The following is a 26,593-nucleotide window of genomic DNA, read 5'->3' as shown; positions in this document are numbered from 1 at the left end:
TGTTACGGCTGTTTGATCATCCGCCGATTTGTCGAAGAAACGACGGCGGGCACCCCTTGCGCGGAGGCCCCGCCGTCGATCATTCGGGGATCAGGTTAAAGCAGATCGTCCAGATCCGGGTTCAGACGTTTGAGCACCTCGGAGTGCAGGATGGAGTTGGTGGCCAGCGCGTTGCCGCCGAACGGCCCGTCCTGGCCTTCCAGCGATGTAAAACGCCCGCCGGCCTCGACCACGATGGGGACGAGGGCAGCCATGTCGTAAAGGTTCAGTTCCGGCTCGCAGGCGATGTCGACGGAGCCTTCGGCCACCATGCAGTAGGACCAGAAGTCACCGTAGGCCCGGGTGCGCCAAACGTCCTCGGTCAGGCCCAGGAACTCATCCAGGTTGCCGCGTTCCTTCCAGCCGCCCAGGCTGGAATAGGACAGGGACGCATCGGCAAGGTTGGACACATTCGACACCCTGAGCCGGGTTGCTGCCGCGAGGGACTTGCCCATGTAGGCGCCGGCGCCCTTTGCGGCCCACCAGCGTTTGCCCAAGGCGGGCGCGCTGACCACACCCACCACTGGTTCGCCCTCGTCCACCAGTGCGATCAGGGTGGCCCAGACCGGGACGCCGCGGACAAAGTTCTTGGTGCCGTCGATCGGATCAATGATCCAGCGCCGGGAGCCGTGCCCGGAGCTGCCGAATTCCTCGCCGAGGACCGCGTCCCGGGGACGCGAGCGGGACAGTTGGCCGCGGATGGCCTCTTCGGCCGACTTGTCCGCATCCGTGACAGGCGTCAGGTCAGGCTTGGTCTCGATGTGCAGGTCCAGCGCCTTGAAGCGGCTCATGGTCTGGTCATCCACGGAATCGGCCAGCACATGGGCCAGGCGCAGGTCATCGTTGTAGCTCGAAGCGGGTTGGATCATGCTTCCAAACTACCGTCTAACGGCCGCAGGGTTGGGGACCTCGGCTTCCGGGCGCTAGCTGATGCTGCCCAGTTCCTTGGTTTCCTGACCCTCCAGCCGCGGGTCGGTGCCCAGCAGCCGCCGCAGCGAGGTGAGCCGGGCCGGCCCGGTGGGGCCGGCGTGCCCCTCGGCCACCCACGTGTCCAGCCCGCAATTGACGGCGGCTGCATTGTGTTTGCAGCCCCGTTCGCAGGCGTCCGTGCCCGGTTCCAAGTCCGGGAAGGACCGCAGGATCCGGTCCGGGTCCACGTGGGCCAAACCGAACGAACGGATGCCTGGGGTGTCAATGATCCAGCTTCCGGTCGGTGCGCCTGCGAGTTTCAGGGCAAGGGCCGACGACGATGTATGGCGGCCGCGGCCCGTCACAGCGTTCACGCCACCGGTAGCCCTTTCGGCGCCCGTGAGTGCGTTGACCATGGTGGACTTGCCCACGCCGGAATGCCCCAGCATCACCGTGACTTTGCCGTCGAGGTAGGCGCGGAGCTGCGACACAGCGTCAATGTCCAGCCGGGCCGAAAGGCCGTCGTCGGAGCGCGCATCGATGCCGGAGGCGGCGGAATCCGCTGTCCGGCTGATGATGACCGGAAAGTCCAGGTGCTCGTAGTTGGACAACAGTTCCGCCGGATCCTTGACGTCCGCCTTGGTGATGAGCAGCAGCGGTTCAATGCCGGCGTCGTACGCCGCCACCAGCGCGCGGTCGATGAATCCGGTGCGTGGCTCCGGATTGGCGGCGGCCACCACCACAACCAGCTGATCGGCGTTGGCCACCACAGCACGCTCGATGGGGTCCGTGTCATCGGCGCTGCGGCGCAGCAGGGTGCGGCGGTCCTGAATGCGTACCAGGCGCGCCAGGGTGTCGGGATCCCCGGAGACGTCTCCGACGAGGGACACGAAATCGCCGGCCACCACGGGGGAGCGGCGCAGTTCACGGGCTCGCGCGGCGATGATGATCCGCTCGTCGCCCGAGTCCTCGCCCACGACGGCGGTGTAGCGGCCCCGGTCCACCGTGATGATCCGGCCCGTCACGGCGTCGTCGTGGCTGGGACGGTCCTTGGTGCGGGGCCGCGAGCCTTTTTTGCTGGGCCGGATCCGGACGTCGGACTCGTCCCACGAATCAGTGCTGCGGGCCACCGCTGGAACCTTCCGTCCCGTCAGCGGGACCTGCGCCTTGGGCCACCATGTCCGCCCACATCTGCGGAAACTCCGGCATGGTTTTGGCGGTGGTCCCGATGTCCTGCACTTCAATTCCCGGTACAGCCAAGCCCAGGATGGCCCCGGCTGTGGCCATCCTGTGGTCCGCGTAGCTGTGCACGACGCCGGCATGCAACGTGGCCGGTCGGATCACCAGGCCGTCGGTGGTCTCCTCGGCGTCACCGCCGAGGCGGTTAATTTCGGTGACCAGCGCTGCCAGCCGGTCAGTTTCGTGGCCGCGCAGGTGGGCGATGCCGGTCAGCCGGGACGGACCACTGGCCAGCGCGCAAAGCGCTGCCACGGTGGGGGCGAGCTCGCTGGTTTCATCAAATTCGGCGCCCTTGATCTCGGCGCCGCCGGTGACGGTCAGGACGCCGTTAACCAAGCTGACGTCGGCGCCCATGGCTGCGAGGATGGTGCGCCACTGGTCGCCCACCTGGGTGGTTTCGGCCGGCCAGTTCGGGATCGTCACTGTCCCGCCGGAGGCCAGGGCCGCGGCCAGGAAAGGGCCTGCGTTGGAGAGGTCCTGTTCGATGCGCTGGTCAAAGGCGCGGATGGGGCCCGGGGCCACCACCCAGTGGTTTGGCGTGGAATCGTCCACGGAAACCCCGGCGCCGCGGAGTACAGCCACCGTCATGTTGATGTGGTCCAGGCTGGGCACCGGTTTGCCCACGTGCTCCAGGTGGAGTCCCTCGGTAAACCGCGCCCCCACCAGCAGGAGGGCCGAAACAAACTGGGATGACCCGCTGGCATCGATGACAAGGTGACCGCCGCGGACTTCGCCGGTGCCTTCAACGGTGAACGGCAGCGCAGAGGGGGTTCCGCCGTCGTCCGTTGTCAGGACCACGCCGAGCGCCTGAATCGCCTCGATGATGGCGCCCATCGGGCGCTTCCGGGCGTGGGGGTCGCCGTCGAAAACGCTGGCACCCTTCCGCAGCGCCGCCAGCGGCGGCACAAAACGCATTACCGTTCCCGCCAGGCCACAATCGATATGCGTGCGTGACGACGCCGCCTCCTGGCCTAGCGGCGTAACCTCAAGGTCGGGCCCGTAAGCGCCGTCGCCCGGTACCTCCGTGACGGTGGCTCCCAATTGGCGGAGCGCATCGATCATCAGGGCCGAGTCGCGGGAATGCAGGGGTGCCCGCAGTCGGGAAGGGCCATCAGCCAGCGCGGCCAGCACCAGGAACCTGTTGGTCAGCGATTTCGAACCCGGCACCGTGACGGTGGCGTTGATGGGACGGCTGGCAAACGGGGCAGGCCAGTTCGGGATGAGGTTGTCGGAATCGAGGGATGCTGGCGGGGTGCAACCGGTCATTCGGCCTTATGCCCCCGTTGCGTGCACGGCGCGGCGCACTGCTTTGTCCGCCTCGTGGAGCTTCTTGCCCGTGGTCTTTCGGGCCTCCGCAGCAGTCTTCCGGGCATCAGCAGCAATGTGCTCGGCACGCCAGGCGAGTCCGGGCTTGCCGGCGGTGTCCACCGAGGCCAGCAGGGCGCCACCGCTGAGGGAAACGTTTTTCAGCAGCTGGTTTCGGCGGGCTTCGCGGCCTGCCTTGGTGCTGATGTCAGCGCTGCGCCACTCCACGAAAGTGTTCAGGAGCGAAATGACTGTCAGCACGGTGGCAGAAAGGCGGCTGAACTTGCCCAGCCCAAACAGCACGCCGGCCCCCACCTGGGTCCCGCCGATCACCCGCGCCAGCATCTTCTCGTCAGCCTGGAACGGCAGCGACGCGGCGGCCTTCTGCAGGAGCGGAGAGAGCTGCTGCGCGGTGTCATCGGCGTTCTTCAGCTTGTCCAGTCCGGCGAGAACGAAACTGGAGGCCAGCATGGGCCGGGCAAGGGTGCGGACAAAGGACATGAATTTCCTCCTGGCTGGACGAACCGCGTCGAATGCGGCGAAGTCCGTTCTAGTCTTGCACTTTTGAGGAATATTTGCCCGCCAACCGCCGTTATGGATTTTGGGTCCGCCGAACACCGGCGGCAGTCGGTTTAGCTGGCCAGATACGTTGCCGGGAGCGCTGGCCTATCTCAAGTTGGCTTGGAAGAGAACGGAGTGGCCCTTGAGGTTGCTGAAAGACGGGCTGGAGACATCCGGTCCCCTCATACTGCAGGCTTTGGAATCAGATCCTCCGGAGTACGGCACGCCGCGCGCCAAGGCTGTCACAGTAGACTTGGGCGCAATGAGTACCGTGGATCCGGCCGTAGAGGCCATGTATGGGGCCCCGCAAAGCGGCGCCAAAACCAGCGGCGACGCCCAGTCCGGTTTGCCCGGGGCTGTGGCCGAAACGCCTGCGGCTGGGGCGGCAGCGCCTGTACCTGAAACGGCAGCGCCTCCGAAAGCCGAGCCGGAAGCAGGTGAAGCCGGTTCGGACGAACAGGCTGTGGACGTAGGCACCGAGTCCACCGAAGAACGCCGCATCCGTTTCGAGCGTGACGCCATGCAGTACGTCGATCAGCTCTACTCCGCCGCCATGCGCATGGCCAGGAATCCCGCGGATGCCGAGGATTTGGTGCAGGAGGCCTACACCAAGGCGTTTTCCGCATTCCACCAGTACAAGCCCGGTACTAACCTCAAGGCCTGGCTATACCGGATCCTGACCAATACGTACATCAATCTGTACCGGAAACGGCAGCGCGAGCCGTTGCAGTCCAATTCGGACACCATCGAGGACTGGCAGCTGGCCAGGGCGGAGTCGCACACCTCCCGCGGCCTGCGGTCGGCTGAGGCTGAGGCTCTTGACCATCTGCCGGACTCCGACGTTAAGCGGGCATTGCAGTCCATCCCCGAGGAGTTCCGCCTGGCGGTGTACTTCGCCGACGTCGAGGGCTTCGCGTATAAGGAAATTTCGGACATCATGAACACGCCAATCGGCACCGTGATGTCCCGGCTCCACCGCGGCCGGAAAATGTTGCGGGACCTGCTGGCGGACTATGCCGCCGATCGAGGATTCAAAGGCGCCGTCGAGTCACAGGAAGCGGCCGCGAGTACACAACAGGAGAACAAGAAATGAGCGACTGCCAAGGATTGGGCGACTGCGATGACACGCGGATGCAACGCATCTACGAGTACCTCGACGGAGCCTTGACCCGCGAGGACATTACCGAAATCAAGCACCATCTTGATGACTGTCCTGAATGCACCGAGCAGTATGACCTGGAGTGCGTGATCCGCAACATGGTCAAGCGCTCCTGCACCGAGGCTGCGCCGGAAAACCTGAAGAACGCCATCCTGGACCGGATCCACGCCATCCGCCCGGTGGACGCCTGACACCGCAGCCAGTGGGCAGCCGCGGCTGCCTGAAGCCGCGGTGGCCTGAGCAGCATTAGCAGTCGCAAAGACGAAAGACCCCGGAAGCCAGGTGGCTACCGGGGTCTTTCGCTTAAACCGTTACTCCAAGCATTGGCTTAGGTGTTGGGGCGCTTCCCGTGGTTCGCGCCGCCACGCTTACGGTCACGACGTTTACGTGCACGCTTGCTCATAGCTGGCCTCCTTAAATGTTGGTACTCAAAAGAGCTGCCCTCAAGTCTCCCACACCATGGGACACGCCGCGAAACGCAAAACGCCTCCCGTAACCAATGGCAGCCTGCGGTTCAGCTCGGCATTCAGTCTGGCAGGGAGTTGCGGATGGAGATGCGCGCCTGATCAAGCACGGTCCTGACCGTTTCCAAGGTGACGGGACTGAGCGGGTGCCTGCTGGCCTGAAGGCGAAGTTCCACACGGAGATCGTCCCGGAACGCCTGGAGCAGCATTTCGGCCTCTTTGAGTTCACGGATCCCTTCGGATGGCTGCCGGCCGCCGGCTTTCCGGAAGTCGGCGGCGCGGGCGGTGGACCGGGCTGCCTCGGCCGTGGCGGCGAGATCTGCCCGAAGGCCGCGCATGTTGGCGCGAATGTCCACACGAAGGTTGTCCGCAAGCCGCCGGACCGAGGCGGAAATGTCATTTTCGACGCCGGCAAGTTCGTCCCGGCGCTTGTTCAGTTCCGCGAGCCCCGCCGCAGTGATGCGGTAGTTGGTACGGCGGCCTGCTGTTTCGGTGGCAACCAGCCCTTCCTCCTCGAGCTTGCCCAAGCGCGGATAGATGGTTCCTGCGCTCGGGGAGTAGGTGCCGCCGAACCGCTCACTCAGCGCCTTGATCAGTTCATAGCCGTGCTTAGGCCCGGATTCCAGCAGCGCCAGAAGGTACAGCCGAAGGGCGCCGTGGGCGAACACCGGGGGCATTAGTGCCCCGCTTCCGGCTCTTGCGTAACGTCGTTTCGGGCCGGCTGGCCGTGGAAGATGGACGTCTTGCCGGACACCGAGTTGGTGCGGACCAGCATCAGTTTGCGGTCCGGGCCTGCAATCGTTTCTACCTTGCCGCCGGGCTGGGAGTACTGACGATCATCGATCACCACCACGCCGCTGGCAGATTTCGCCACGATGTCCACGCCGACGTCGTGCGGCAACCGGATGGTGACATCGCCTGAAACGGAGTTGGCACCAAAATCGTTCGTGAAGCTGAGCAGGTCGAAGCTCATGTCACCGCTGACGGTATTGGCCCGGATGTTCGTGAACCGGCCGGAGGCCGTGACCTCACCGGAGACGCTCTTGGCGGTGAGGACGCCGTCGTGGTTCCGGGCGATGACCTCGCCGCTGACGGTATTGACGTGCAACTGACCGGAGGTCCCGTCCGCCATCACAGAACCGGACACTGTGTTGAGCCGGGTGTGCCCGCTGATGCCGGACACCAGGCCGTCACCGCTGACCGTGCCGGCCTCCACCTCGACGCCGGCGGGCACGGCGATGCTGATGACCGCGGAATTGTTGCTGTTGTGGTTGACCGTGCCCATCAGGTTCTTGAACCAACCCTGCGGGCCGTGCAACTGATGGCGGACTTCAAGCCTGCCGTCCGTCAGCGACACGGCGACAGGATCGCCCTGGACGTCGTTGATCTCCAGGCGGACCACGGAGTCCCCGTGGGTGACGATGTCGAATCTCCCGCGGACCATGCCCAGCTTCAGCGACTTGACGTCATCGACGTCGATGACCTGCGGGCCGGTGACGGTCCAGTTGCTTTCTGACATGAATCCTCCAAAGCCGCGATATATCGTGATTGATTACCTCACGGTATATCGGGGTACGGCGAAGGTCAAGATATATCGCGAGTCCGGGAGGTGCCACTTGCGGAGAGTGAGAGAGGGTTCGGTAAAAACCCGCATTAAGTGAGAGAGCGTTGGGCGGCTTACTCGGGGGTGTCGATCTTGAGCCACTGGAACCAGCCCCGGTGCAGGACCAGCCAGGCCATCAGGCCATAGCCTGCCTGGCCCGGGGTCCCGCTGTTGGCGGCGAGGTCCTGGCGCCACTGCTCGTGGTTCAGCAGCGGCGAGAAGGTGTCCACATAGAGGTGTTTGCGCCGCGTGGTCACGTCCGCGAAGGCGGTGTTCAACTCGGCGAGGCGGCGGTTCTGGACGGGGTCCAGGGTGGGCGGCGGCCCCACCACGAAGACCTCGATCCGGTTCTGCGACGCGGTATCCAGGATGTTGGCCAGGTTCAGGCGGCTACGGGCGGTGGAAAGGCCGAACTCGATGTCCCGGCCCGAAAGGCCGATCACCAGCCGGTTCTCATGGGCGGCGCTGAACCGACGCCCGGCTTCTTCCAGCCACCGGGCGGCCAACCCCTCCGTGCCTTCCTGGGGACAGGGGAGGGCGTAGCTTTCCATGGCCACGCTGTCCTTCGGAGTGCGGGCCAGTACACGGCCCAGCCAGCCAAGCGCCCTGGGATCGCCCAGCCCGGCCAGCAGTTCATCTCCAACAGCTGCGAGCCGCAGCTTCCTGTCTTCCACAAGTCCCTCTTTACGTCCGTGCCGACTGACACCAGCCGGCGTGGCTATGATTCATCCCATTAAACAGAACTGCCCGGCCGGAGTCTGGTATTTCGACGTCCGGCCGGGCAGCCATTGGTGTTACTTCCGTGCAAATGCCTGCTTCAGCAGCGTATCCTGCTCGACGGCGTGCCGCTTCATGGAGCCGGCGGCCGTGGCGGCCGAGGCGGGACGCGACACGAGGCGGACGCGCCGGTCCAGCACGTCCGGCAGGTGCAGGCCCATAAACGGCCACGGGCCCTGGTTGGCGGGCTCGTCCTGGGCCCAGACAACCTCGGCGTTGGGGTACTTGGCCAGTTCCGCCGCGATTTCCTCGTGCGGCAGCGGGTACAGCTGCTCCACGCGGACAATTGCGGTGGTCTTGTCATCGGTCTTCTGCCGCGTGGACAGGAGATCGTAGTACAGACGCCCGGAGACCAGCAGGACGCGTTCGACGGCGTTGGCCGCCAGCTGCTCATGGTCACCGATGACGGGGCGGAAGCCGCCGGTGGTGAAGTCCTCCACGGACGAGGCGGCAGCCTTGAGGCGCAGCAGCTGCTTCGGGGTGAAGATGATCAACGGTTTCCGCGGACGGCTGTACGCCTGGCGGCGCAGCAGGTGGAAGTGCGATGCCGCCGTGGTGGGGTTGGCGACGATCATGTTCTCTTCGGCACACATCAGCAGGAAGCGTTCGATGCGGGCCGAGGAGTGGTCCGGTCCCTGGCCTTCGTAGCCGTGCGGCAGCATCAGTACCAGCGAGGAGCGCTGGCCCCACTTCTGTTCGGCCGAGGAGATGAACTCATCGATGATGGTCTGCGCGCCGTTGACGAAGTCACCGAACTGCGCTTCCCACAGCACCAGGGCATCCGGGCGTTCCACGGAGTAGCCGTATTCGAAGCCCATGGCGGCAAATTCCGAAAGCAGGGAGTCGTAGATCCACAGCTTGGCCTGGTTGTCCGCAAGGTTGCCCAGGGGCAGCCACTCGTTGCCGTTGGCACGGTCGTGGAACACGGCGTGGCGCTGCACGAACGTGCCGCGGCGCGAGTCCTGGCCGGCGAGCCGGACAGGAACGCCTTCCATGATCAGCGAGCCAAACGCGGCGATCTCGCCGAAGCCCCAGTCGATGCCACCCTCACGGGACATCTGCTCACGCTTCTCAAGCAGCTGCTTGAGCTTGGCGTGGACGGTGAAACCCTCGGGGATTTCGATGTGTGCCTGGCCGATCCGGGCCAGGGTCTCCGGAGAGATGGCCGTGGAAGCCGGGGCGTTCGTGCCGAAGTCTGCCTGCTGGGCGATGGGACGCTCAATGTCCGAGACCGCGGCCGAATCAGCGGTGATGATCGGGATCGGCGAGGTCTGGGCTGCATGCGTTTCGGCGAAGACCCGTTCCAGCCGTTCCTGGTAGTCGCGGAGCAGCTGCTCTGCTTCTTCCTCGGTGATGTCGCCACGGCCAATCAGGGCCTCGGTGTACAGCTTGCGAACGGAGCGCTTGGCTTCGATCAGGTTGTACATCATGGGCTGGGTCATCGAGGGGTCGTCGCCCTCGTTGTGGCCACGGCGGCGGTAGCACACCATGTCGATCACAACGTCCTTGTGGAAGCGCTGACGGAACTCGTAGGCGAGCTGGCCAATGCGGACCACGGCCTCGGGATCGTCACCGTTCACATGGAATACCGGCGCCTGGATCATCTTGGCGACGTCCGTGGAGTACGTGGACGAGCGCGAGGACGACGGTGCGGTGGTGAAGCCCACCTGGTTGTTGACCACCACGTGGATGGTGCCGCCGGTGCGATAGCCGCGGAGCTGGGACAGGTTCAGCGTTTCGGCAACCACGCCCTGGCCGGCAAACGCGGCATCGCCGTGGACCATGATGGGCAGGACCGGGAAGGCCTCGCCCAGGTCCAGGCGGTCCTGCTTGGCGCGGACGATGCCTTCAAGCACGGAATCCACGGCCTCGAGGTGGGACGGGTTCGCGGCCAGGTAAACCTTGGTCTCGTTGCCGTTTTCAGAGGTGAACGTGCCCTCGGTGCCGAGGTGGTACTTCACGTCGCCGGAGCCCTGCACGGAGCGGGGATCCTGCGTGCCCTCGAATTCACGGAACACCTGGGCGTAGGTCTTGCCGGCGATGTTGGTCAGTACGTTCAGGCGGCCGCGGTGGGCCATGCCGATCGCGACCTCGTCCAGTCCGTCGTCAGCGGCTTCGGAGATGACAGCGTCCAGCAGCGGAATCAGGGATTCGCCGCCTTCCAGGGAGAAGCGCTTCTGGCCTACGAACTTGGTCTGCAGGAAGGTTTCGAACGCTTCTGCAGCGTTGAGCCTGGACACGATGCGCAGCTGCTCTTCGCGGCTGGGCTTCGAGTACGGGTGCTCAAGCTGGTCCTGGAACCATTTGCGCTCTTCCGGCTCCTGGATGTGCATGTATTCGATGCCCGTGGTGCGGCAGTAGGCATCGCGGAGCACGCCGAGGATGTCGCGGAACTTGAGCATGGGAGCGCCACCGAAACCGCCGGTGGGCCACTCGCGGTCCAGGTCCCAGAGGGTCAGTCCGTAGGTCAGGACATCGAGGTCCGGGTGCTTGCGCTGGCGGTATTCCAGGGGATCGGTGTCCGCCATCAGGTGGCCGCGCACACGGAAGGAGTGGATCAGCTGCTGGATCCGGGCAACCTTGTTGATTTCGTCAGCGGGGTCTACCTGCAGGTCGGGGCTCCAGCGTACGGGCTCGTACGGGATGCGCAGGGATTCGAAGATTTCGTCGTAGAAGTTCTGCGCGCCGAGGAGCAGCTGGTGCACCAGCTTGAGGAACTCGCCGCTGCCGGCACCCTGGATGACGCGGTGGTCATAGGTGGAGGTCAGCGTGAGGACCTTGCTGATGGCGTTCTGCGCGATGATCTTTTCGCTTGCGCCCTGGAACTCGGCGGGGTAGTCCAGTGCGCCCACGCCGATGATGGCAGCCTGGCCCTTGGACAGGCGCGGCACGGAGTGGACGGTGCCGATGCCGCCGGGGTTGGTCAGGGAGACCGTGGTGCCCGAGTGGTCGTCAGCAGTCAGTTTGCCTGCGCGGGCCCGCTTGATGAGGTCCTCGTAGGTGTGCCAGAACTCGGAGAAGTTGAGGGTCTCCGCCTTCTTGATGTTGGGCACCATCAGAAGACGCGTGCCGTCCGGCTTGGGCATGTCAATGGCAATGCCGAAGTTGACGTGCGCCGGCTGGACAGCCACGGGCTTGCCGTCGATTTCGTCGTAGTAGACGTTCATGGAAGGGAACTGCGCCAGTGCCCGAATCACGGCGTAGCCGATCAGGTGGGTGAAGGAAACCTTGCCGCCGCGTGCCCGTGCCAGATTGGAGTTGATGACCAGGCGGTTGTCGATCAGCAGCTTGGCGGGAATGGCCCGGACGCTGGTGGCCGTGGGAACCTCAAGGCTGGTGATCATGTTCGTGGCGATGGCCTTGGCCGGGCCGCGAAGGACGGAAACGACGTTCTCTTCCGGGGCGGTGGGCGCCTTAAGGTTCTTGGGCAGCTGCGCAGGGATCGGCTGGACGGTGCTGCCGGGCTCGGCCTTCTTCGCGCCGTCGCGGGCGACCGTAGCGGGGGCTTTCTGTGCCGCTGCGGGAGCGGCCGCCGGTGCTGCAGGCTGTGCCGACGGCGCCGGTGCCGGGGCTGATGCAACAGGCGCCGCAGCTGGAGCTACGGCAGGCATTTCACGAGTGGCGGGATTGACTGCGGCGGCTGCCGAGCTCCCGTTGGAAGACGATTCGCTGCCCGAGTCGAAGGATTCGAACAAGGGCCACCACTTGGTGTCCACGGTGTTCTTGTCCTTTTGGTATTGCTCGTACAGTTCGTCAACGAGCCACTCGTTTCCGCCAAATTCCTCTGGTAGACGGTGGCTAGGCTGCTCTGGCACTTGAAATACGCCTCTTCCATGAGTTTGATGTCCCTCTGGCCGCCAAGTGCCTCAGCACAACAATCGAACCAGTTTCTGCGTCCTGAACCCGGACCTTTGCCAGTCTAATGAGCATTCTGTGTTAACTGCCAATAACGGTGACTCAAATCATGGAATGACATGGAGATCGCGAAATGTGGCGAAAGTTGGGGCCACACGGAAGGCGCAATCCGCTCCTGTAGACTGAACTTCTTATGGACAGTAAATCTAGGTGCCGGCCTGGGGGCTGTCAGCGGAGCATGAATCACAGCCTCGCGCAGTCCACCCGCAGAGCCGGCAAACCCCGAACACGCGCCCATCACTCTCCCTCGGTACACTCCGGCGGAGCCTTTATGGAAACAGGGTCCGCTTCGGCCGACCATCCTCCGCCGGGCAGTTTCCCCCGGATTCACTCCGCTTTCCCCGACCTTCAGGCGGGATGCTGAATGGAGTGGTTGCTCCTCGCGGCAGGCCTCCTGCTGATCGCCGGCACAGGCTTTTTTGTCGCCGTCGAGTTTTCCCTGATTGCCCTTGACCAAGCCACAGTCCAGAAGGCCATCGACAACGGTGACACCGGTGCCGTGCCCTTGCTCAAGTGCTTGAAATCCCTCTCAACCCAGCTGTCCAGCTGCCAGCTCGGCATCACCCTAACCACGCTCCTTACCGGTTACGTGATGGAACCGTCAGTGGGGCGGCTCCTCGAAGGCCCGCTGGCCGCCGTAGGAATTCCCGAGGTCGCTGCTGCCTCCGTTTCGCTGGTCATTGCCATGGCGCTGGCCACGCTGTTGTCCATGCTCCTCGGTGAACTGGTGCCGAAGAATATGGCCATTGCGCTGTCCTTCCCGGTTGGCAGGGCGCTGGCGCGGCCGCAGCTGATTTTTACAGCTATCTTCAAGCCCGCCATCGTGCTGCTGAACGGCTTTTCCAACAAGGTCCTCAACGTCTTCGGCCTTGAAGCCAAGGAAGAGATTTCCGGTGCCCGGACGCCGGCGGAGCTTGCCTCCTTGGTGCGGCGCTCCGCCGCCATGGGAACGCTTGACGCCGGTACGGCCAACTTCGTGGCGCGGACCCTGAACTTCTCGGCCCGGACCGCCGCCGATGTGATGACACCCCGTATCCGGGTGGAAACCATCGACGCCGACCAGCCGGTTTCGGACATCCTGGACGCCGCACGGCGCACCGGGTACTCCCGCTTTCCCGTCATCGGCGACTCCGCCGACGACATCAAAGGCCTGGTTCACGTCAAGAAGGCTGTCGCCGTGCCGTGGGACCGGCGCGCCAACCTGGAGGCGGGCGCCATCATGACCGATGTCCTCAGGGTGCCGGAAACCATCCATCTGGATGCGCTGCTGGCCGAACTGCGCGAAGGAAACCTGCAGCTCGCCGTCGTGCTCGATGAATACGGCGGAACCGCCGGCATCACCACCCTCGAAGACCTCGTGGAGGAAATCGTGGGCGAGGTGGCCGACGAGCACGACAAAGTTCGGCCCGGACTGCTTCAGAGCGCCTCCGGGGACTGGTACTTCCCCGGGCTGCTGCGGCCCGACGAGCTTTTCGAACAGATTCCCGGACTAACTGTCCCGGATGAGGCCGCTTACGAGACCGTCGGCGGGTATGTCATGAGCGAACTGGGCCGTATCGCCGCGGTCGGCGATACCGTCCCGGTTGGCGGCGGCACGCTGAGCGTGACGCGCATGGATGGCCGGCGTATCGAACGGATCTGCTTCCACCCGGCAGCTCCTGAGCCTGAGCACACAGACGACAGGAGCGCATCATGAGTGACTGGGCAGGCATAGCCTGGCTGGTGGTCCTCCTGCTGGGCAATGCGTTTTTTGTCGGCGCCGAGTTTGCGGTGATGTCAGCGAGGCGGAGCCAGATCGAACCCCTCGCGGACGCCGGTTCCAAACAGGCACAGACCACCCTGCGGGCCATGGAAAATGTCTCGCTGATGCTGGCCTGTGCGCAGTTGGGCATCACCGTCTGTTCACTGCTGATCCTGCAGGTCGCCGAACCGGCCATCCACCACCTGATGGCAGCTCCGCTGGAGGCCTTGGGGCTGCCGGTGGAGATCGCGGACGTCGTGGCGTTTGCCATTGCCCTGCTGGTGGTGACCTTCCTCCATGTGACGTTCGGTGAGATGGTGCCAAAGAACATCTCGGTATCGGTGGCTGACAAGGCTGCCCTGCTGCTCGCGCCACCGCTGATGTTCGTGGCCCGGCTGGTGAACCCGGTCATTTTCGTGCTGAACTGGTCCGCCAACCACATCCTCAAACTCCTGCGGATTGAGCCCAAGGATGAGGTGAACTCATCCTTCACGCTCGAAGAGGTCCAATCGATCGTGCAGGAATCCACCCGTCACGGGCTGGTGGATGACGACGCAGGGCTCATCACAGGCGCCCTCGAGTTTTCCGAATACACGGCGGCGGACATCATGGTGCCGGTGGACAAGCTTGTCATGCTGAAAGAGGCCACCACGCCGGTGGAGTTCGAAAAGGCTGTCAGCCGTACTGGCTTCTCGAGGTTCCCGATGGTGGACGAGGACGGCATGCTTTCGGGCTACCTCCACGTAAAGGATGTGCTCTCCATTCCGGACGAGGACTACCAACACCCCATCGCGGAGAGCCGGATCCGCTCGCTGGCCAACCTGGCTTTGGGCGACGAAGTTGAAACGGCCATGTCCGTTATGCAGCGCACCGGTTCACACCTTGCCCGGGTCATCGGCGCAGACGGGCAGACCCACGGTGTCCTGTTCCTGGAAGACGTTATCGAACAGCTCGTGGGGGAGATCCGGGATGCCACCCAGGCCACCGGCATCAGGCGGCTCGGCCAGCCCAACGGCAGCTAACCGCCGGGCTTGGGCAGCCGGGCCGGGAACAGGCGTTCACGGCCCGGCTGATCTAAATAGGAATCATTCCCATTTAGCGCTAGAATTTGGGGAGTCGTAAAAGTCCATCCCGTTTGATCTGAGGTTTCCGTGCGCCACTCCGCTGCCATCCGAACATCCCTCGCCGCCCTCGCGGGCTTCAGCCTTCTGCTGACCGCGTGCGGCACAGGTGGCGGCACACCATCGTCGTCTCCGAGTACTGATAACTCACCAGGACTCATCAATGTTGTGGCGTCCACCAACGTTTACGGGGACATCGCCGCCGTGATTGGCGGCGACAAAGTCAGCGTCACCGCCATCATCACCAAGACCAGCCAGGACCCGCATTCCTATGAGGCCACAGCGCAGGACCGCCTCGCGATCTCCAAAGCTGAACTGGTGATCGAGAACGGCGGTGGCTACGACGGATTCCTCCACAAGATGGCCGATGACAGCAACATCGGGCACGGCAACATCGTGACCGCCGTGGAGGTGGCCGGCCTGGCACCGGAGAAAGGCCACACCGAATCGGCCGCCGCCGATGATACGCACGACCATCAGCACGGTGCATTTAACGAACACGTCTGGTACAGCCTGGAAGCCATGGGCAAGCTGGCCGACTCCCTGGCGGCCAAAATGGGTGAACTGGAACCCGGATCAGCCGCCCAGTTCACCGCCAACGCAGCAGCCTTCAAGTCCGGGGTTGATGGACTGAACGCCAGGCTCGCCGCAATGAAGGCCAAGGCGGCAGGCGCGTCGGTTGCCGTGACGGAGCCGGTTCCGGTGTACCTCCTCGAAGCCGCCGGACTGGTAAACCGGACACCGGAGGACTACACGGCCGCCATCGAGGAAGGCTCCGACGTGCCGCCGGCCGTATTGAAGGCCGCCACCGAACTGGCGGGGTCTGCGGACATCAGGTTCCTTGCCTACAACGAACAGACAGAGGGGCCGCAGACGGAGGCGCTGAAGAAAGCCGCCGAAGCGGCCGGCGTTCCGGTGCTTGATTTCAGCGAAACCCTGCCCCAAGGCAAGACGTACCTGCAGTGGATGACGGACAATGTGGACAACGTCAGCAAAGTTTTGGAGAAAAATAGTTGAAACCGGTGGTGAGCCTCCGCGGGGCGTCCCTGCAGTTCGGCAAACGCACGCTCTGGGAGGATCTCGACCTGGACATCAGGCCCGGCGAGTTCTTCGCCGTGCTGGGCCCGAACGGTAGCGGGAAGACATCCTTCCTCAAGGTCCTGCTGGGCCTGCAGGACCTTCAATCCGGCACCGCAACCCTGGGCGACCGGCCGGTGGAACGCGGGAGCAGCCTGATCGGCTACATCCCCCAGCAGAAGTCGTTTGCTCCGGACACCCCCATGCGGGCCCGCGACCTGGTGGGGCTCGGGGTGGACGGGCACCGATGGGGCCTGCGGCTGGGCATGTCCCGGGTCAACCGCAGGATTGATGAACTCCTCGAACTGGTGGGAGCCACCGACTACGCCAAGGTTCCGGTAGGGCAGCTCTCCGGGGGCGAGCAGCAGCGCCTCCGCGTGGCCCAGGCATTGGCCACCGACCCCAAGGTCCTCCTGTGCGACGAACCCCTGTTGTCCCTGGACCTGCACCACCAGCAGGCCGTCAGCGCACTGATCAACACGCAGTGCCACGAGCAGAACAGCGCCGTGGTCTTTGTCACCCATGAAATCAACCCGGTCATCGATTACGTTGACCGGGTGCTGTACCTGGCCGGCGGCCGCTTCATGGTGGGAACCCCGGAGGAAGTCATGACCACAGAGGTTCTCTCGGAACTCTATGGCAGCCACGTTGAAGTCATTCACGCGAACGGGCGCATCGTCGTCGTCGGCCTGCCCGATGCCACCACGCACCACCACGCCGATGTTCATGCAACGGCCGGGGAGGTGGCCTGATGGATGCGGACAGCATCATCGCAGCGATCTTCAGCTTCGAAAACTACGGCGAACTCCTGGTCCTGGTCCAGAACTCCATTTGGGCCGGTGCCATCCTGGGAGTGCTCGGCGGCCTGGTGGGCACCTTCGTGATGAAGCGCGATTTGGCTTTCGCCGTGCACGGCATCTCCGAGTTGTCCTTCGCCGGCGCAGCCTTCGCGCTGTTGATCGGCGCCGATATTGTGTTTGGCTCACTGATCGGTTCGGTGGCGGCGGCGTTCCTCCTAGGCGTGATGGGGGTCAGAGCGCGGGACAAGAACTCGATCATCGGGGTGATCATGCCCTTCGGACTGGGCCTGGGCATCCTGTTCCTGTCCCTCTACCAAGGCCGCGCCGCCAACAAATTTGGCCTGCTGACCGGACAGATCGTCTCCGTGGACACGGTCCAGCTGCAGGTCCTCGGCGGCGCTGCCGTGGTGGTCATCGCGGGGCTGGTGCTCATCTGGCGGCCACTGAACTTCGCCAGCGTCGATCCTGAACTGGCCGAGGCCCGCGGGGTGCCCGTCCGGACCCTGGCGATCGTTTTTATGCTGCTGCTGGGTGTGAGCGTGGCGCTGTCGATCCAGGTGGTGGGCGCGCTGCTGGTGCTGGCATTGCTCATCACGCCGGCGGCGGCCGCCCTGCGTGTGACGTCCTCGCCCGTGGCCCTGGTGATCCTCAGCGTCATCTTTGCCGTCACAGCCACGGTGGGCGGAATCCTGCTTGCCCTGGGCGGACGCATCCCGATCAGCCCCTACGTCACCACCCTGTCATTCCTTATCTACGTGGTGTGCCGGGTCATCGGTGGCGCCCGTGCCAAAAAGGGCATCAACGGGCGGCTGGTGCACGCCCGCTGATGCGGTGATTGCCGGGGTGCGCCAGAACCGTCAGAGTTTGCCCGCGGCCCTGAGTGCAGTGCAGTCCGGGCAGAGCCCGAAGATTTCCACGGTGTGCGCCACCTCGGTATAGCCGTGTTCGGCGGCGGTCCTGGCAGCCCAGGTTTCCACCGCCGGGGCCTCGACCTCCACGGCCTTGCCGCAGTTGCGGCAGAGCAGGTGGTGATGGTGCCCGGTCTCGGCGCAGCGGCGGTAGACGGCCTCCCCGTCGCCGTTGCGCAGCACGTCCACCAGGCCGTCGTCGGCGAGGGACTGCAGGATCCGGTAGGCCGTGGCCAGGGATACCGAGACGCCTTTGTTCTGCAGGATGCGGTAGAGCTCCTGCGTGCTGACGAAGTCGTCCAGTTCGTCCAAGGCCGTGCTGACTGCCACGCGCTGCTTGGTGACGCGCTGCTCCTTGCCGGCGCCGGGACCGGATCCGGCCCCGGTAACGGCGGTGGAACCAGCGCCGGAGGAAACGTTCGACGGCGTCGCGTCAGCTTTGGTGCCGAACGGCATGGAGATACTCGCTTCCCTAAGGGACGATGGCAATCATCAAGATTACCAGCCGGCGCCGCGCGGCCGGGCCCTTGGAAGTCCCGGAGCCGGAACCTAGGCTGGCGCTATGAAGCTGACAAAATACACCCATGCCTGTGTCCGGCTCGAAAAGGATGGAAAGGTCCTGGTGCTCGATCCGGGAACATTTTCCGAGACAGCCGAAGCCCTGGAGGGAGCGCATGCCGTGCTCATCACCCACGAGCACCCTGATCACGTGGACGTCCCAGCCATGACCCGGGCGCTCGGAACGGAGGCCAGCCTGGCCGTGTTCGCTCCGGCCGGCGTGGCTGCCACCCTGCGGGAGGAAGCTCCGCAGGCAGCTGACCGGATCCACGCGGTTGAACCAGGCTCCACGTTTGACGCCGCCGGTTTCAGCGTTCGCAGCTTCGGCGGCCAGCACGCGCTGATCCATCCGCAGATTCCCATGGTGGCAAACATCGGCTATCTGGTGGATGGGAACGTCTACCACCCGGGGGACTCGTTCATCATCCCGGACGGCCTCAGCGTCCAGAGCCTCCTGGTTCCCATCCACGCTCCGTGGAACAAAGTGGGGGAGGTGGTGGACTTCGTGATCGGCGTCCGGGCGCCGCGTGCCTTCCAGATCCACGACGGGCTGTTGAACGAGACGGGCCTGAAAATGGTGGAAGGGCACGTTGCCCGCCTGGGCGGGAAATACGGCACTACGTTCACGCACCTCTCCCCGCGGGAATCGGTGGAGGTCTGATCGGCTACGCGTTCCAGCTGCCGGTCTCGAAAAACCGGCGGATGACGTCTTCGTGCGGCCCGGGGTCCAGGCCCTGGGCTGAGAGCCACTCCGGGTTGTAGTAGTTGCCCGCATAGCGGTCGCCGCCGTCGCACATCAACGACACGATGCTGCCGCGCTCTCCTTCCGCGATCATGCCTGCCACCAACTGCCAGACACCCCACAGGTTGGTGCCGGTGGAGGGACCGGCGTGCAGGCCGGCGAGGGTGTGCAGGTGCCGCATGGCTGCGATGGAGGCGGCATCGGGAACCTGGACCATGTGGTCGATGACGGCGGGCACAAAGCTGGGCTCCATCCGCGGGCGGCCGATGCCCTCGATGCGGGACGGCAGTCCGGTGACTACACCCGTACCGTTCAGCCAGCCGGGATAAAACGCTGAATTCTCAGGGTCCACCACCGCAAGACGGGTGTCGTGGCCGCGGTACCGCAAGTAGCGCCCGATGGTCGCACTTGTGCCGCCCGTCCCCGCACCCACCACAACCCAGCGGGGGATGGGGTGTTCCTCCAGGGCCAGCTGCCCAAAGATGGACTCCGCGATGTTGTTGTTGCCACGCCAGTCCGTGGCCCGCTCCGCGTAAGTGAACTGGTCCATGTAGTGGCCGTTGGACGTGGCAGCTGCTTCCGCCGCCGCCGCGTAAACGTCGGAGGCATGCTCAACCAGCAGGCACGATCCGCCGAACTGTTCGATCAGTCCAATCTTCTCCGGGCTGGTGGTGCGGGTCATGACTGCGACGAACGGCAAACCCAGGAGCTGCGCGAAGTAGGCCTCCGAGACCGCGGTGCTGCCGCTTGATGCCTCCACGATGGTGGTACCTTCGCGGATCCAGCCATTGACCAGGCCGAAGAGGAACAGCGAGCGGGCCAGCCGGTGCTTGAGGCTCCCCGAACGGTGCGTGGATTCGTCCTTGAGGTAGAGCTGGACGCCCCAGTGCCGGGGGAGCGGCACGGAGTACAGGTGGGTATCGGCGGACCGGTTGCTTTCGGCGTTGATCTTCCTGATGGCCTCATCAGCCCATGCCCGGTCCGCGCGTGCGTTCTTCACCGCACCAACTCTAGCCGCGGCGATCCGTCTGGCCCTTCCGGCCCGGCGCCTCGCCGCGGCTAGAGTTGGAGCAGCAAGTGAACCGAGCACAACAGCCAAGGAGCACCATGGGCCCACTGATGGACGTACCGGGCATGCAGGCCTTGCTGGCCTCGGGCCGGCGCACGGTTCTGCTCGACGTCCGGTGGGCTCTAGGGGACCCGCATGGCCGGGACCATTACCTTGAGGGGCACCTCCCCGGCGCCGTTTTTGTGGACCTTGCCGCGGAACTTGCGGCGCCTGCAGCTCCGGCGCGCGGACGGCATCCCTTACCGCCGCCCTCGGAATTCCAGGCCACCGCCAGGCGCTGGGGAATCAGCACGGGCGACGTTGTGGTGGCGTACGACAACAGCGGCAACATGGCAGCGGCCCGCGCCTGGTGGATGCTGCGCAGCGCGGGTTTCCCGGACGTCCACCTGCTCGACGGCGGCCTGGCCGGCTGGCGGAGCGCCGGGCTCCCGCTGGAATCCGGCCCCGTTGACGCCGTACCGGGCGATGTTTCCTTCAACGGGGTGGGCATGCCGGCCATTGACCTGGCTGCAGCCGCGGGCTGGGCCGGCACCGGCATCCTGCTGGATGCCCGGGCCAGTGAGAGGTACAGCGGCGAGTTAGAACCCGTCGATCCGCGCGCAGGGCACATCCCAGGCGCCCTGTCCGCCCCGACCACGGAGAACCTGGACGGGTCCGGGCGTTTTCTGCCGGCGGCGGAGCTGAGGCGACGGTTCGAGGATCTGGGCGTTCGGGACGACGTTCCGGTGGCCGTATATTGCGGTTCCGGCGTGACTGCCGCCCACGAGGTGGCGGCCCTGGAAATCGCAGGATTCCGTGCCGCGCTGTATCCCGGCTCCTTCTCTGAATGGTCCAACAACCCCGACCTTCCTGTGGCCACCGGAAACGCTCCGGGCACACCCCCAGGAACATGACGGGCCGGCGTGGTGCGCGCCAAGTGGAAAAGCCCGGGCCTGCGGGGGTAGCGTCGCAGGTATGACCCCAGGACGCCCCGTACCGCCGCCGCTTGCCCGCCCCGTGTTGCCCACCGATGCTCCTGTTTCCGATTCCGGCGCCGGCCTGATGGCAGCCGCGTACGGCGCCGTCTCCGCGGACAGCGGTTTGGTGCCGCTGACGCTGGCCCGGCGCGCGCCGAAGGCGGACGACGTGGAGATAGCCATCGAATTCTGCGGCCTGTGCCATTCGGATGTGCACGCCACCCGCGGTGAATGGGGTGCCCAGAATTATCCGTTAGTGCCGGGCCACGAAATCGTGGGAACCGTCAGCCGTGTGGGCGCAGAAGTGGAGGATTTCGCCCCGGGCGACCGCGTGGGTGTGGGGTGCATGGTTGACTCCTGCCGCGCATGCGACAGCTGCCTGGACGGCCTGGAGCAGTACTGCGAAAACGGCATGACCGGAACCTACGGGGCCAAGGATTCCCGGAACGGCGATGCGGTCACCCAGGGCGGTTATTCGTCCTCCGTGGTGGTGGACCGCCGCTATGTGGTGCGTGTGCCCGCGAACCTTGACCCGGCCGCCGTCGCTCCTTTGCTCTGCGCCGGAGTCACCACCTTTTCCCCGTTGCGTCATTTCGACGTCGAGGAAGGCGATGTGGTGGGCGTGGTGGGCCTCGGCGGGCTCGGTCACATGGCCGTGAAGCTCGCCAAGGCCATGGGGGCGCGGGTCTTGGTCTTCACCACGTCCGAAGCCAAGGTGCCGGCAGCCTTGGAACTCGGCGCTGACGAGGTCATCCTGTCCCGGGACGAGGACGCCATGACCGCTGCCGACCGCAGCATCGACCTCATCATCGACACTGTGGCCGCGCCGCACGACCTGAACCCGTATTTCCGTACCCTCCGGGTGGACGGTGCGCTGTTCCAGCTGGGGCTGCCCGCTGATGCGATGCCGCCGGTCAACCCCAGGTCGCTGATGCGGCGTCGGCTGGCATACTCCGGCTCGATGATCGGCGGCATTGCCGAAACGCAGGAGATGCTGGACTTCTGCGCAGAACACAATGTGGTGGCGGACATCGAAATGGTGTCCGCGGACCAGCTGAATGAGGCCTACCGCCGAATGGTGGCGGGCGACGTCAAATACCGTTTTGTGCTGGACACCAGCACCCTGCAGGCCCCGGCCGAGGAGGCAGACGCATGAGCACCCTGTTCACCAAGATCATCAACGGCGAGATCCCGGGACGTTTCGTGTGGCGCGAAGCGGACGTCGCGGCGTTCCTGACCACGGGTCCGCTGGCCGACGGACACACCCTGGTGGTACCCACGGAGGAGGTGGATCGCTGGACTGATGCTTCACCGGAAACCCTCGCGAAGGTGATGGAAGTGGCCCGGCGGATCGGCGCCGTCCAGCTGGACATTTTCCCCGCCGAGCGGGCCGGCCTGATCGTGGCCGGATACGAGATCAACCACCTCCACGTCCATGTGTGGCCGTCCCGGAGCATGGCCGACTTCGACTTTGCCTCGGTGGACCACAACCCGGACCCTGCAGTGCTTGACGCGAATGCGGAGAAGCTGCGTGCAGGGCTCCGGACCGCGGGCTACACGGAGTTTGTGCCGGAAAGCTAAACCGGCGCGAGTGCCTTGTTGAGGACGGCCCGGATGCGCTTTTCGGAGACGGAGTAGGCGGTTCCGAGTTCGACGGCGAAGAGGCTCACCCGGAGCTCTTCGATCATCCAGCGCACCTGGGTCAGCTCGGAGCCGATCCGCCGGCCGGGCAGCAGTGCTGACACGGCGTCGTCGTAGTCGTCCTCGAGCCGCTGGACGGCGGCCATGTTCAGGGCGTCGCGCTGGACGTTGCCGGGCAGGCGTTCGAGGCGTTTTTCGATGGCGGCCAGGTACCGGGGGAGCTGGCTCAGCTGGGCGAAGCCGGTGCGGGCCACGAAGCCGGGGAACACCAGCTGTTCGAGCTGGCTTTTGACGTCGTTGAGCGCACTGATCAACGCCAGGCTGGTGGTTCCCTTGAGCTGCTTTTCGATCCTGCGGGTGCTGACCAGGATGCGCTCTACCACGGCCGTCACGCTGAACACCGTGTCGATCAGTTCCGCGCGGACCTGCTCGTAGAGGGCGTCAAAGGACTGCCGGTCCCACGGGACTTCTGCCGGGGTCAGCTTGTCCACGGCGGCCAGCGCACAGTCGGCGATCAGTGCCGAGACGGAACCGTGCGGGTTCTGGCTGAACGTGAGTTTTTCGGTGTTGTTGAGGTGCTCCAGCACGTAGCGGTCCGGGGCCGGAACGCGCAGTGCCAGGAGCCGGATAACGCCGCCGCGCATGGCCGCCAGCTGTTCCGAGGACGTCTGGAACACGCGCAGCGCAACAGACGTTCCTTCATCCACGAGCGCAGGATAGCCGGTGACGGTGTGGCCGTTGACCGTGTTGCTCACCTGGCGCTGAACGGTGCCGAAGCTCCACTCGGTCAGTCCGGTCTGTTCCCGGAAGCCCGCGCCGTGGCCATTTCCGGCTCCGGCCATGGGTGCCGTCCCGCCCGCTTTGCCGGAGCTGGACTTTCCCGATGACCGGGGCGCGGTGGTGCCGGGAGTTGCCCCCAGGGATTCGGCGATGGCGCGGCGCGTTGCGGGCGCCAGGCGCTCCTGGAGGGCGGCGAGGTCTTTGCCCTCGTCCAGCACCTTGCCCTTGCTGTCCACCACTTTGAAGCTCACCCGCAAATGGGAGGGAACGGCATCCCAGTTCCATGATCCCGGCGGGATGACCTGGCCGCGGATCCGGCGCAGGGCCAGTTCCAGCGAGGCTTCCAGCTCATCGCTCGACGGGTCAAAGTCCGCCTGGAGCGCGGCCACGGCCTGGCGGGCCACGTCCGGGGCCGGGACAAAGTTCTTGCGGATCTGCTTGGGGAGGGATTTGATCAGGGCAGTCACCAATTCCACACGCTGGCCTGGGATCAGCCAGCGGAACGCCTTGTCGTCCAGCTGATTGAGGAAAAGCACCGGCACTTCGGCCGTGACGCCGTCGGACGGGTTGGGCAGTGAGCCCGGGGCCACAGGGTGGAACTCATAGGTCAAAGGAAGCTCGAAGCCCTTGTGCAGGAGCGTTTTGGGGTAGGCGGCCTCGTCGAGGTTATCGGCTTCATCATTGAGCAGCAGCGACTTGTCGTAGTCCAGGAGGTCCGGGTTCTTCTGCCGGGCGTCCTTCCACCATTTGTCGAAGTGCCTCTCGGACACCACATCGGGGCCGATCCTGGCGTCGTAGAACTCGAACAGGGTTTCGTCGTCCACCATGAGGTCGCGGCGGCGCATCCTCGCCTCGAGCTCTTCCACTTCGAGGAGGAGGGCGCGGTTGCGGTGGAAAAATTTGTGGTGGGTTTTCCAGTCGCCTTCTACCAGGGCGTGGCGGATAAACAGCTCCCGTGCCAGTACCGGATCCACGCGGCTGTAGTTGACCCGGCGCTGCGGAATGATGGGCACGCCATAGAGTGTGACCTTCTCATACGCCATGACTGCGCCCATTTTGGTGGACCAGTGCGGCTCGCTGTAGCTGCGCTTTACGAGGTCCGGCGCCACCTGTTCAGCCCAGACAGGATCGAATTTGGCGGCCACCCTGGCCCACAGCCGGCTCGTCTCCACGAGTTCGGCCGCCATCACGAACGTGGGGGACTTCTTGAACAGCGCAGACCCGGGGAAGATCGCGAACCGGCTGCCGCGGGCGCCTGCGTACTCGCGCTTGCGGTCATCGAGAATGCCGATGTGGCTCAGCAGCCCGGAGAGCAGGCTGATGTGGATGCCCTCGTTGTTGCCCACGGGATCAGCCAGGCGCTTGTTGTCCAGGCTGATGCCCAGGGGACGTGCCAGCTGCCGGAGCTGCGCGAACAGGTCCTGCCATTCGCGGACCCGCAGGTAGTTGATGAACTCGTTGCGGCACAGCCGGCGGAACTGGGTGGAGGAGAGCTCCTGCTGCTTCTCCTGGATGTAGTTCCACAGGTTCAGGAAACCGGTGAAGTCCGAGTTCTCGTCGCGGAAACGGGCGTGCTTCTCCGCGGCGAGCTGCTGCTTGTCGGTCGGGCGCTCCCGCGGGTCCTGGATGGTCAGGGCCGCGGCCAGGATCATCACCTCGCGGACACAGCCGCGCTTGCCCGCCTCCACAATCATCCGGCCCAGCCGGGGATCGACCGGCAGTTGGGCAAGCTGCTGCCCGACGGCGGTCAGCCCGCCGCTTTTCGCGTCGCCTGGTCGGACGGCACTCAAGGCACCGAGCTCGCGCAGGAGTGTGACGCCGTCGTTGATTGCCCGGGAGTCCGGCGGCTCCACAAACGGGAAATTCTCCACGTCCTTGGGCCCGCGGGCCACACCCATGGCGGTCATCTGCAGGATGACGGCGGCCAGGTTGGTGCGCAGGATCTCCGGGTCCGTAAAGAGCGGCCGGGACTCGAAGTCCTCTTCCGAGTACAACCGGATGGCGATGCCGTCCGACACGCGGCCGCACCGGCCCGACCTCTGGTTGGCCGAAGCCTGTGACACGCGTTCAATGGGCAGCCGCTGGACCTTGGTGCGGTGCGAGTAGCGCGAGATGCGCGCGGTGCCGGTATCGATGACGTATTTGATGCCCGGAACCGTCAGGGACGTTTCGGCAACGTTGGTGGCCAGCACAATGCGGCGCTTGCTGCCCGGGTGGAACACCTTGTGCTGTTCCTGCAGGCTGAGCCGGGCGAAAAGCGGCAGGATTTCCGTCCCGGCCAGACGGCGGTTGGACTGGATCCTCGCCTGCAGTGCGTCAGCGGCGTCCCGGATTTCGCGCTCGCCGGAGAAGAAGACCAAAATGTCACCGGGCGCTTCGTCAGCCAGTTCGTCCACGGCGTCGCAGACGGCGTCCAGGGGATCGCGGTCCTCCTCGAGTTCGTCATCGGACGAGTTGTCTTCATCGTCATCGGCGGCGCGCGCGCCGCCGGCGGGCTGTGACAGAGGCCGGTACCGGATCTCCACCGGGAACGTGCGCCCGGAAACCTCGATGATGGGGGAGGGCTCTTCGTCGGAGCCGAAGTGTTTGGCGAACCGTTCCGGATCGATGGTGGCCGAGGTGATGATGATCTTCAGGTCCGGGCGCTGCGGCAGGATGCGCTTGAGGTAGCCCAGGATGAAGTCGATGTTCAAGCTGCGCTCGTGTGCTTCGTCAATGATGATGGCGTTGTATTTGCGCAGCAGCTTGTCGCGCTGGATCTCGGCCAGCAGGATGCCGTCGGTCATCAGCTTGACCTTGGTGGCGCGGCTGACTTCGCCGGTGAACCGCACCTGGAACCCGACTTCCTGGCCGATCTCCACCCCGAGTTCCTCGGCGATACGTTCGGCGACCGTGCGGGCTGCAAGCCGCCGCGGCTGGGTGTGGCCGATCAGGCCGTTATCGCCCAGGCCCAGTTCGAGGCACATTTTGGGGATCTGGGTGGTCTTGCCGGAGCCGGTCTCGCCGGCGATGATGGTCACCTGGTTCGCTGCAATGGCAGCCATCAGGTCCTCGCGGCGCTCGGAGACGGGCAGCTCGGCAGGGTAGGAGATATGAAATGTCATGGCTGGTGCCAGTCTACTGGGGGCTGGGCTTGATTCCGGCGCCTGGCCCTCGGCCCGCAGTCCTCAGAGCGCGTAGTAAAGGATCCGGTTCTTCGGAGCCGGGTCCTTGTCAGCTAGTTGATGCC

At 65.0% G+C, this 26,593-nt stretch carries 23 protein-coding genes; 11 read left to right on the top strand and 12 right to left on the bottom strand.

The annotated features are described in order from the left end of the window. Positions 1 to 95 precede the first annotated feature (95 nt). From hisN to AC1MCD_RS12705, 4 genes are read right to left on the bottom strand one after another with little or no spacing between them, the layout of a single operon-like run. The gene (gene hisN / locus AC1MCD_RS12720) at positions 96 to 908 is read right to left on the bottom strand and encodes a histidinol-phosphatase (protein WP_498672446.1); all 813 of its coding nucleotides are present in this window, start codon (positions 906 to 908) and stop codon (positions 96 to 98) included. A gap of 54 nt (positions 909 to 962) precedes the next feature. Further along, the gene (gene rsgA / locus AC1MCD_RS12715; RefSeq protein ID WP_498672444.1) at positions 963 to 2,078 is read right to left on the bottom strand and encodes a ribosome small subunit-dependent GTPase A; all 1,116 of its coding nucleotides are present in this window, start codon (positions 2,076 to 2,078) and stop codon (positions 963 to 965) included. After that, entirely contained in the window at positions 2,062 to 3,453 is a 1,392-nt protein-coding gene (gene aroA / locus AC1MCD_RS12710; RefSeq protein ID WP_498672442.1) for a 3-phosphoshikimate 1-carboxyvinyltransferase, read from the bottom strand. The genes rsgA and aroA overlap by 17 nt, the downstream gene beginning before the upstream one ends. A gap of 6 nt (positions 3,454 to 3,459) precedes the next feature. After that, entirely contained in the window at positions 3,460 to 3,993 is a 534-nt protein-coding gene (locus AC1MCD_RS12705; protein ID WP_190989681.1) for a DoxX family protein, read from the bottom strand. A gap of 322 nt (positions 3,994 to 4,315) precedes the next feature. Here AC1MCD_RS12705 and AC1MCD_RS12700 point away from each other — a divergent pair, with 322 nt between their 5' ends. Next, a complete protein-coding gene (locus tag AC1MCD_RS12700) occupies positions 4,316 to 5,146 on the top strand; it encodes a sigma-70 family RNA polymerase sigma factor (RefSeq protein WP_498672440.1) in 831 nt (276 codons plus the stop codon). Continuing rightward, a complete protein-coding gene (gene rsrA, locus AC1MCD_RS12695; RefSeq protein WP_498672438.1) occupies positions 5,143 to 5,403 on the top strand; it encodes a mycothiol system anti-sigma-R factor in 261 nt (86 codons plus the stop codon). The genes AC1MCD_RS12700 and rsrA overlap by 4 nt, the downstream gene beginning before the upstream one ends. 137 nt (positions 5,404 to 5,540) lie before the next feature. Here rsrA and AC1MCD_RS12690 read toward each other — a convergent pair whose 3' ends face one another. The 5 genes from AC1MCD_RS12690 to AC1MCD_RS12670 form a co-directional block, all read right to left on the bottom strand. After that, the gene (locus tag AC1MCD_RS12690; RefSeq protein ID WP_369299106.1) at positions 5,541 to 5,615 is read right to left on the bottom strand and encodes a 50S ribosomal protein bL37; all 75 of its coding nucleotides are present in this window, start codon (positions 5,613 to 5,615) and stop codon (positions 5,541 to 5,543) included. 123 nt (positions 5,616 to 5,738) lie between these two features. Further along, positions 5,739 to 6,353, bottom strand: a complete 615-nt coding sequence (locus AC1MCD_RS12685; protein WP_498672436.1) for a PadR family transcriptional regulator — start codon at positions 6,351 to 6,353, stop codon at positions 5,739 to 5,741. Beyond that, on the bottom strand, positions 6,353 to 7,195 hold the full coding sequence (locus tag AC1MCD_RS12680; RefSeq protein ID WP_498672434.1) for a DUF4097 family beta strand repeat-containing protein: 843 nt from the start codon (positions 7,193 to 7,195) through the stop codon (positions 6,353 to 6,355). The genes AC1MCD_RS12685 and AC1MCD_RS12680 overlap by 1 nt, the downstream gene beginning before the upstream one ends. Positions 7,196 to 7,353: 158 nt before the next feature. Further along, positions 7,354 to 7,953 (bottom strand): GDSL-type esterase/lipase family protein, encoded by a 600-nt coding sequence (locus AC1MCD_RS12675; protein ID WP_498672432.1) that lies wholly within the window; start codon positions 7,951 to 7,953, stop codon positions 7,354 to 7,356. Between the two features lie 120 nt (positions 7,954 to 8,073). Further along, on the bottom strand, positions 8,074 to 11,871 hold the full coding sequence (locus AC1MCD_RS12670; protein WP_498672430.1) for a multifunctional oxoglutarate decarboxylase/oxoglutarate dehydrogenase thiamine pyrophosphate-binding subunit/dihydrolipoyllysine-residue succinyltransferase subunit: 3,798 nt from the start codon (positions 11,869 to 11,871) through the stop codon (positions 8,074 to 8,076). Between the two features lie 464 nt (positions 11,872 to 12,335). Here AC1MCD_RS12670 and AC1MCD_RS12665 point away from each other — a divergent pair, with 464 nt between their 5' ends. The 5 genes from AC1MCD_RS12665 to AC1MCD_RS12645 all read left to right on the top strand — a co-directional run bounded on the left by AC1MCD_RS12665 (position 12,336) and on the right by AC1MCD_RS12645 (position 17,537). Beyond that, entirely contained in the window at positions 12,336 to 13,667 is a 1,332-nt protein-coding gene (locus AC1MCD_RS12665) for a hemolysin family protein (protein ID WP_498672429.1), read from the top strand. Beyond that, a complete protein-coding gene (locus AC1MCD_RS12660; RefSeq protein WP_498672428.1) occupies positions 13,664 to 14,734 on the top strand; it encodes a hemolysin family protein in 1,071 nt (356 codons plus the stop codon). Before AC1MCD_RS12665 ends, AC1MCD_RS12660 begins: the two co-directional genes overlap by 4 nt. Positions 14,735 to 14,863: 129 nt before the next feature. Beyond that, on the top strand, positions 14,864 to 15,850 hold the full coding sequence (locus tag AC1MCD_RS12655) for a metal ABC transporter solute-binding protein, Zn/Mn family (RefSeq protein ID WP_498672426.1): 987 nt from the start codon (positions 14,864 to 14,866) through the stop codon (positions 15,848 to 15,850). Continuing rightward, positions 15,847 to 16,662: a metal ABC transporter ATP-binding protein gene (locus AC1MCD_RS12650; protein WP_498672425.1), complete on the top strand. Its 816-nt coding sequence runs from the start codon at positions 15,847 to 15,849 to the stop codon at positions 16,660 to 16,662. Before AC1MCD_RS12655 ends, AC1MCD_RS12650 begins: the two co-directional genes overlap by 4 nt. Continuing rightward, a complete protein-coding gene (locus AC1MCD_RS12645) occupies positions 16,662 to 17,537 on the top strand; it encodes a metal ABC transporter permease (protein ID WP_498672423.1) in 876 nt (291 codons plus the stop codon). Before AC1MCD_RS12650 ends, AC1MCD_RS12645 begins: the two co-directional genes overlap by 1 nt. Positions 17,538 to 17,567: 30 nt before the next feature. Here the strand turns inward: AC1MCD_RS12645 and AC1MCD_RS12640 are convergent, their stop codons facing one another. Beyond that, positions 17,568 to 18,074: a Fur family transcriptional regulator gene (locus tag AC1MCD_RS12640; protein WP_498678325.1), complete on the bottom strand. Its 507-nt coding sequence runs from the start codon at positions 18,072 to 18,074 to the stop codon at positions 17,568 to 17,570. Positions 18,075 to 18,180: 106 nt separating this feature from the next. On the opposite strand from AC1MCD_RS12640, the gene AC1MCD_RS12635 reads away from it, so the two are divergent. Continuing rightward, entirely contained in the window at positions 18,181 to 18,837 is a 657-nt protein-coding gene (locus AC1MCD_RS12635) for an MBL fold metallo-hydrolase (protein ID WP_498672420.1), read from the top strand. Between the two features lie 4 nt (positions 18,838 to 18,841). Here AC1MCD_RS12635 and AC1MCD_RS12630 read toward each other — a convergent pair whose 3' ends face one another. Beyond that, a complete protein-coding gene (locus AC1MCD_RS12630) occupies positions 18,842 to 19,918 on the bottom strand; it encodes a PLP-dependent cysteine synthase family protein (RefSeq protein ID WP_498672418.1) in 1,077 nt (358 codons plus the stop codon). 107 nt (positions 19,919 to 20,025) lie between these two features. Between AC1MCD_RS12630 and AC1MCD_RS12625 the strand changes: the two genes are divergently transcribed. The 3 genes from AC1MCD_RS12625 to AC1MCD_RS12615 all read left to right on the top strand — a co-directional run bounded on the left by AC1MCD_RS12625 (position 20,026) and on the right by AC1MCD_RS12615 (position 22,524). Further along, positions 20,026 to 20,880 carry a sulfurtransferase gene (locus tag AC1MCD_RS12625; RefSeq protein ID WP_498672416.1) on the top strand — a complete coding sequence of 285 codons (855 nt, stop codon included), beginning with the start codon at positions 20,026 to 20,028 and terminating at the stop codon, positions 20,878 to 20,880. Positions 20,881 to 20,941: 61 nt separating this feature from the next. Then, on the top strand, positions 20,942 to 22,099 hold the full coding sequence (locus tag AC1MCD_RS12620) for an NAD(P)-dependent alcohol dehydrogenase (RefSeq protein ID WP_498672413.1): 1,158 nt from the start codon (positions 20,942 to 20,944) through the stop codon (positions 22,097 to 22,099). Further along, positions 22,096 to 22,524 (top strand): HIT family protein, encoded by a 429-nt coding sequence (locus AC1MCD_RS12615; protein WP_498672410.1) that lies wholly within the window; start codon positions 22,096 to 22,098, stop codon positions 22,522 to 22,524. Before AC1MCD_RS12620 ends, AC1MCD_RS12615 begins: the two co-directional genes overlap by 4 nt. On the opposite strand, the gene hrpA is transcribed toward AC1MCD_RS12615, so the two are convergent. Beyond that, complete coding sequence (gene hrpA, locus AC1MCD_RS12610) at positions 22,521 to 26,468, bottom strand: ATP-dependent RNA helicase HrpA (RefSeq protein ID WP_498672407.1); 3,948 nt, start codon at positions 26,466 to 26,468, stop codon at positions 22,521 to 22,523. The two genes, AC1MCD_RS12615 and hrpA, sit on opposite strands and share 4 nt — an antisense overlap. Positions 26,469 to 26,593: the final 125 nt, after the last annotated feature.

Source organism: Arthrobacter sp. BF1 (genome assembly GCF_056680215.1).
This window is presented reverse-complemented; position numbering and strand designations above follow the sequence as displayed.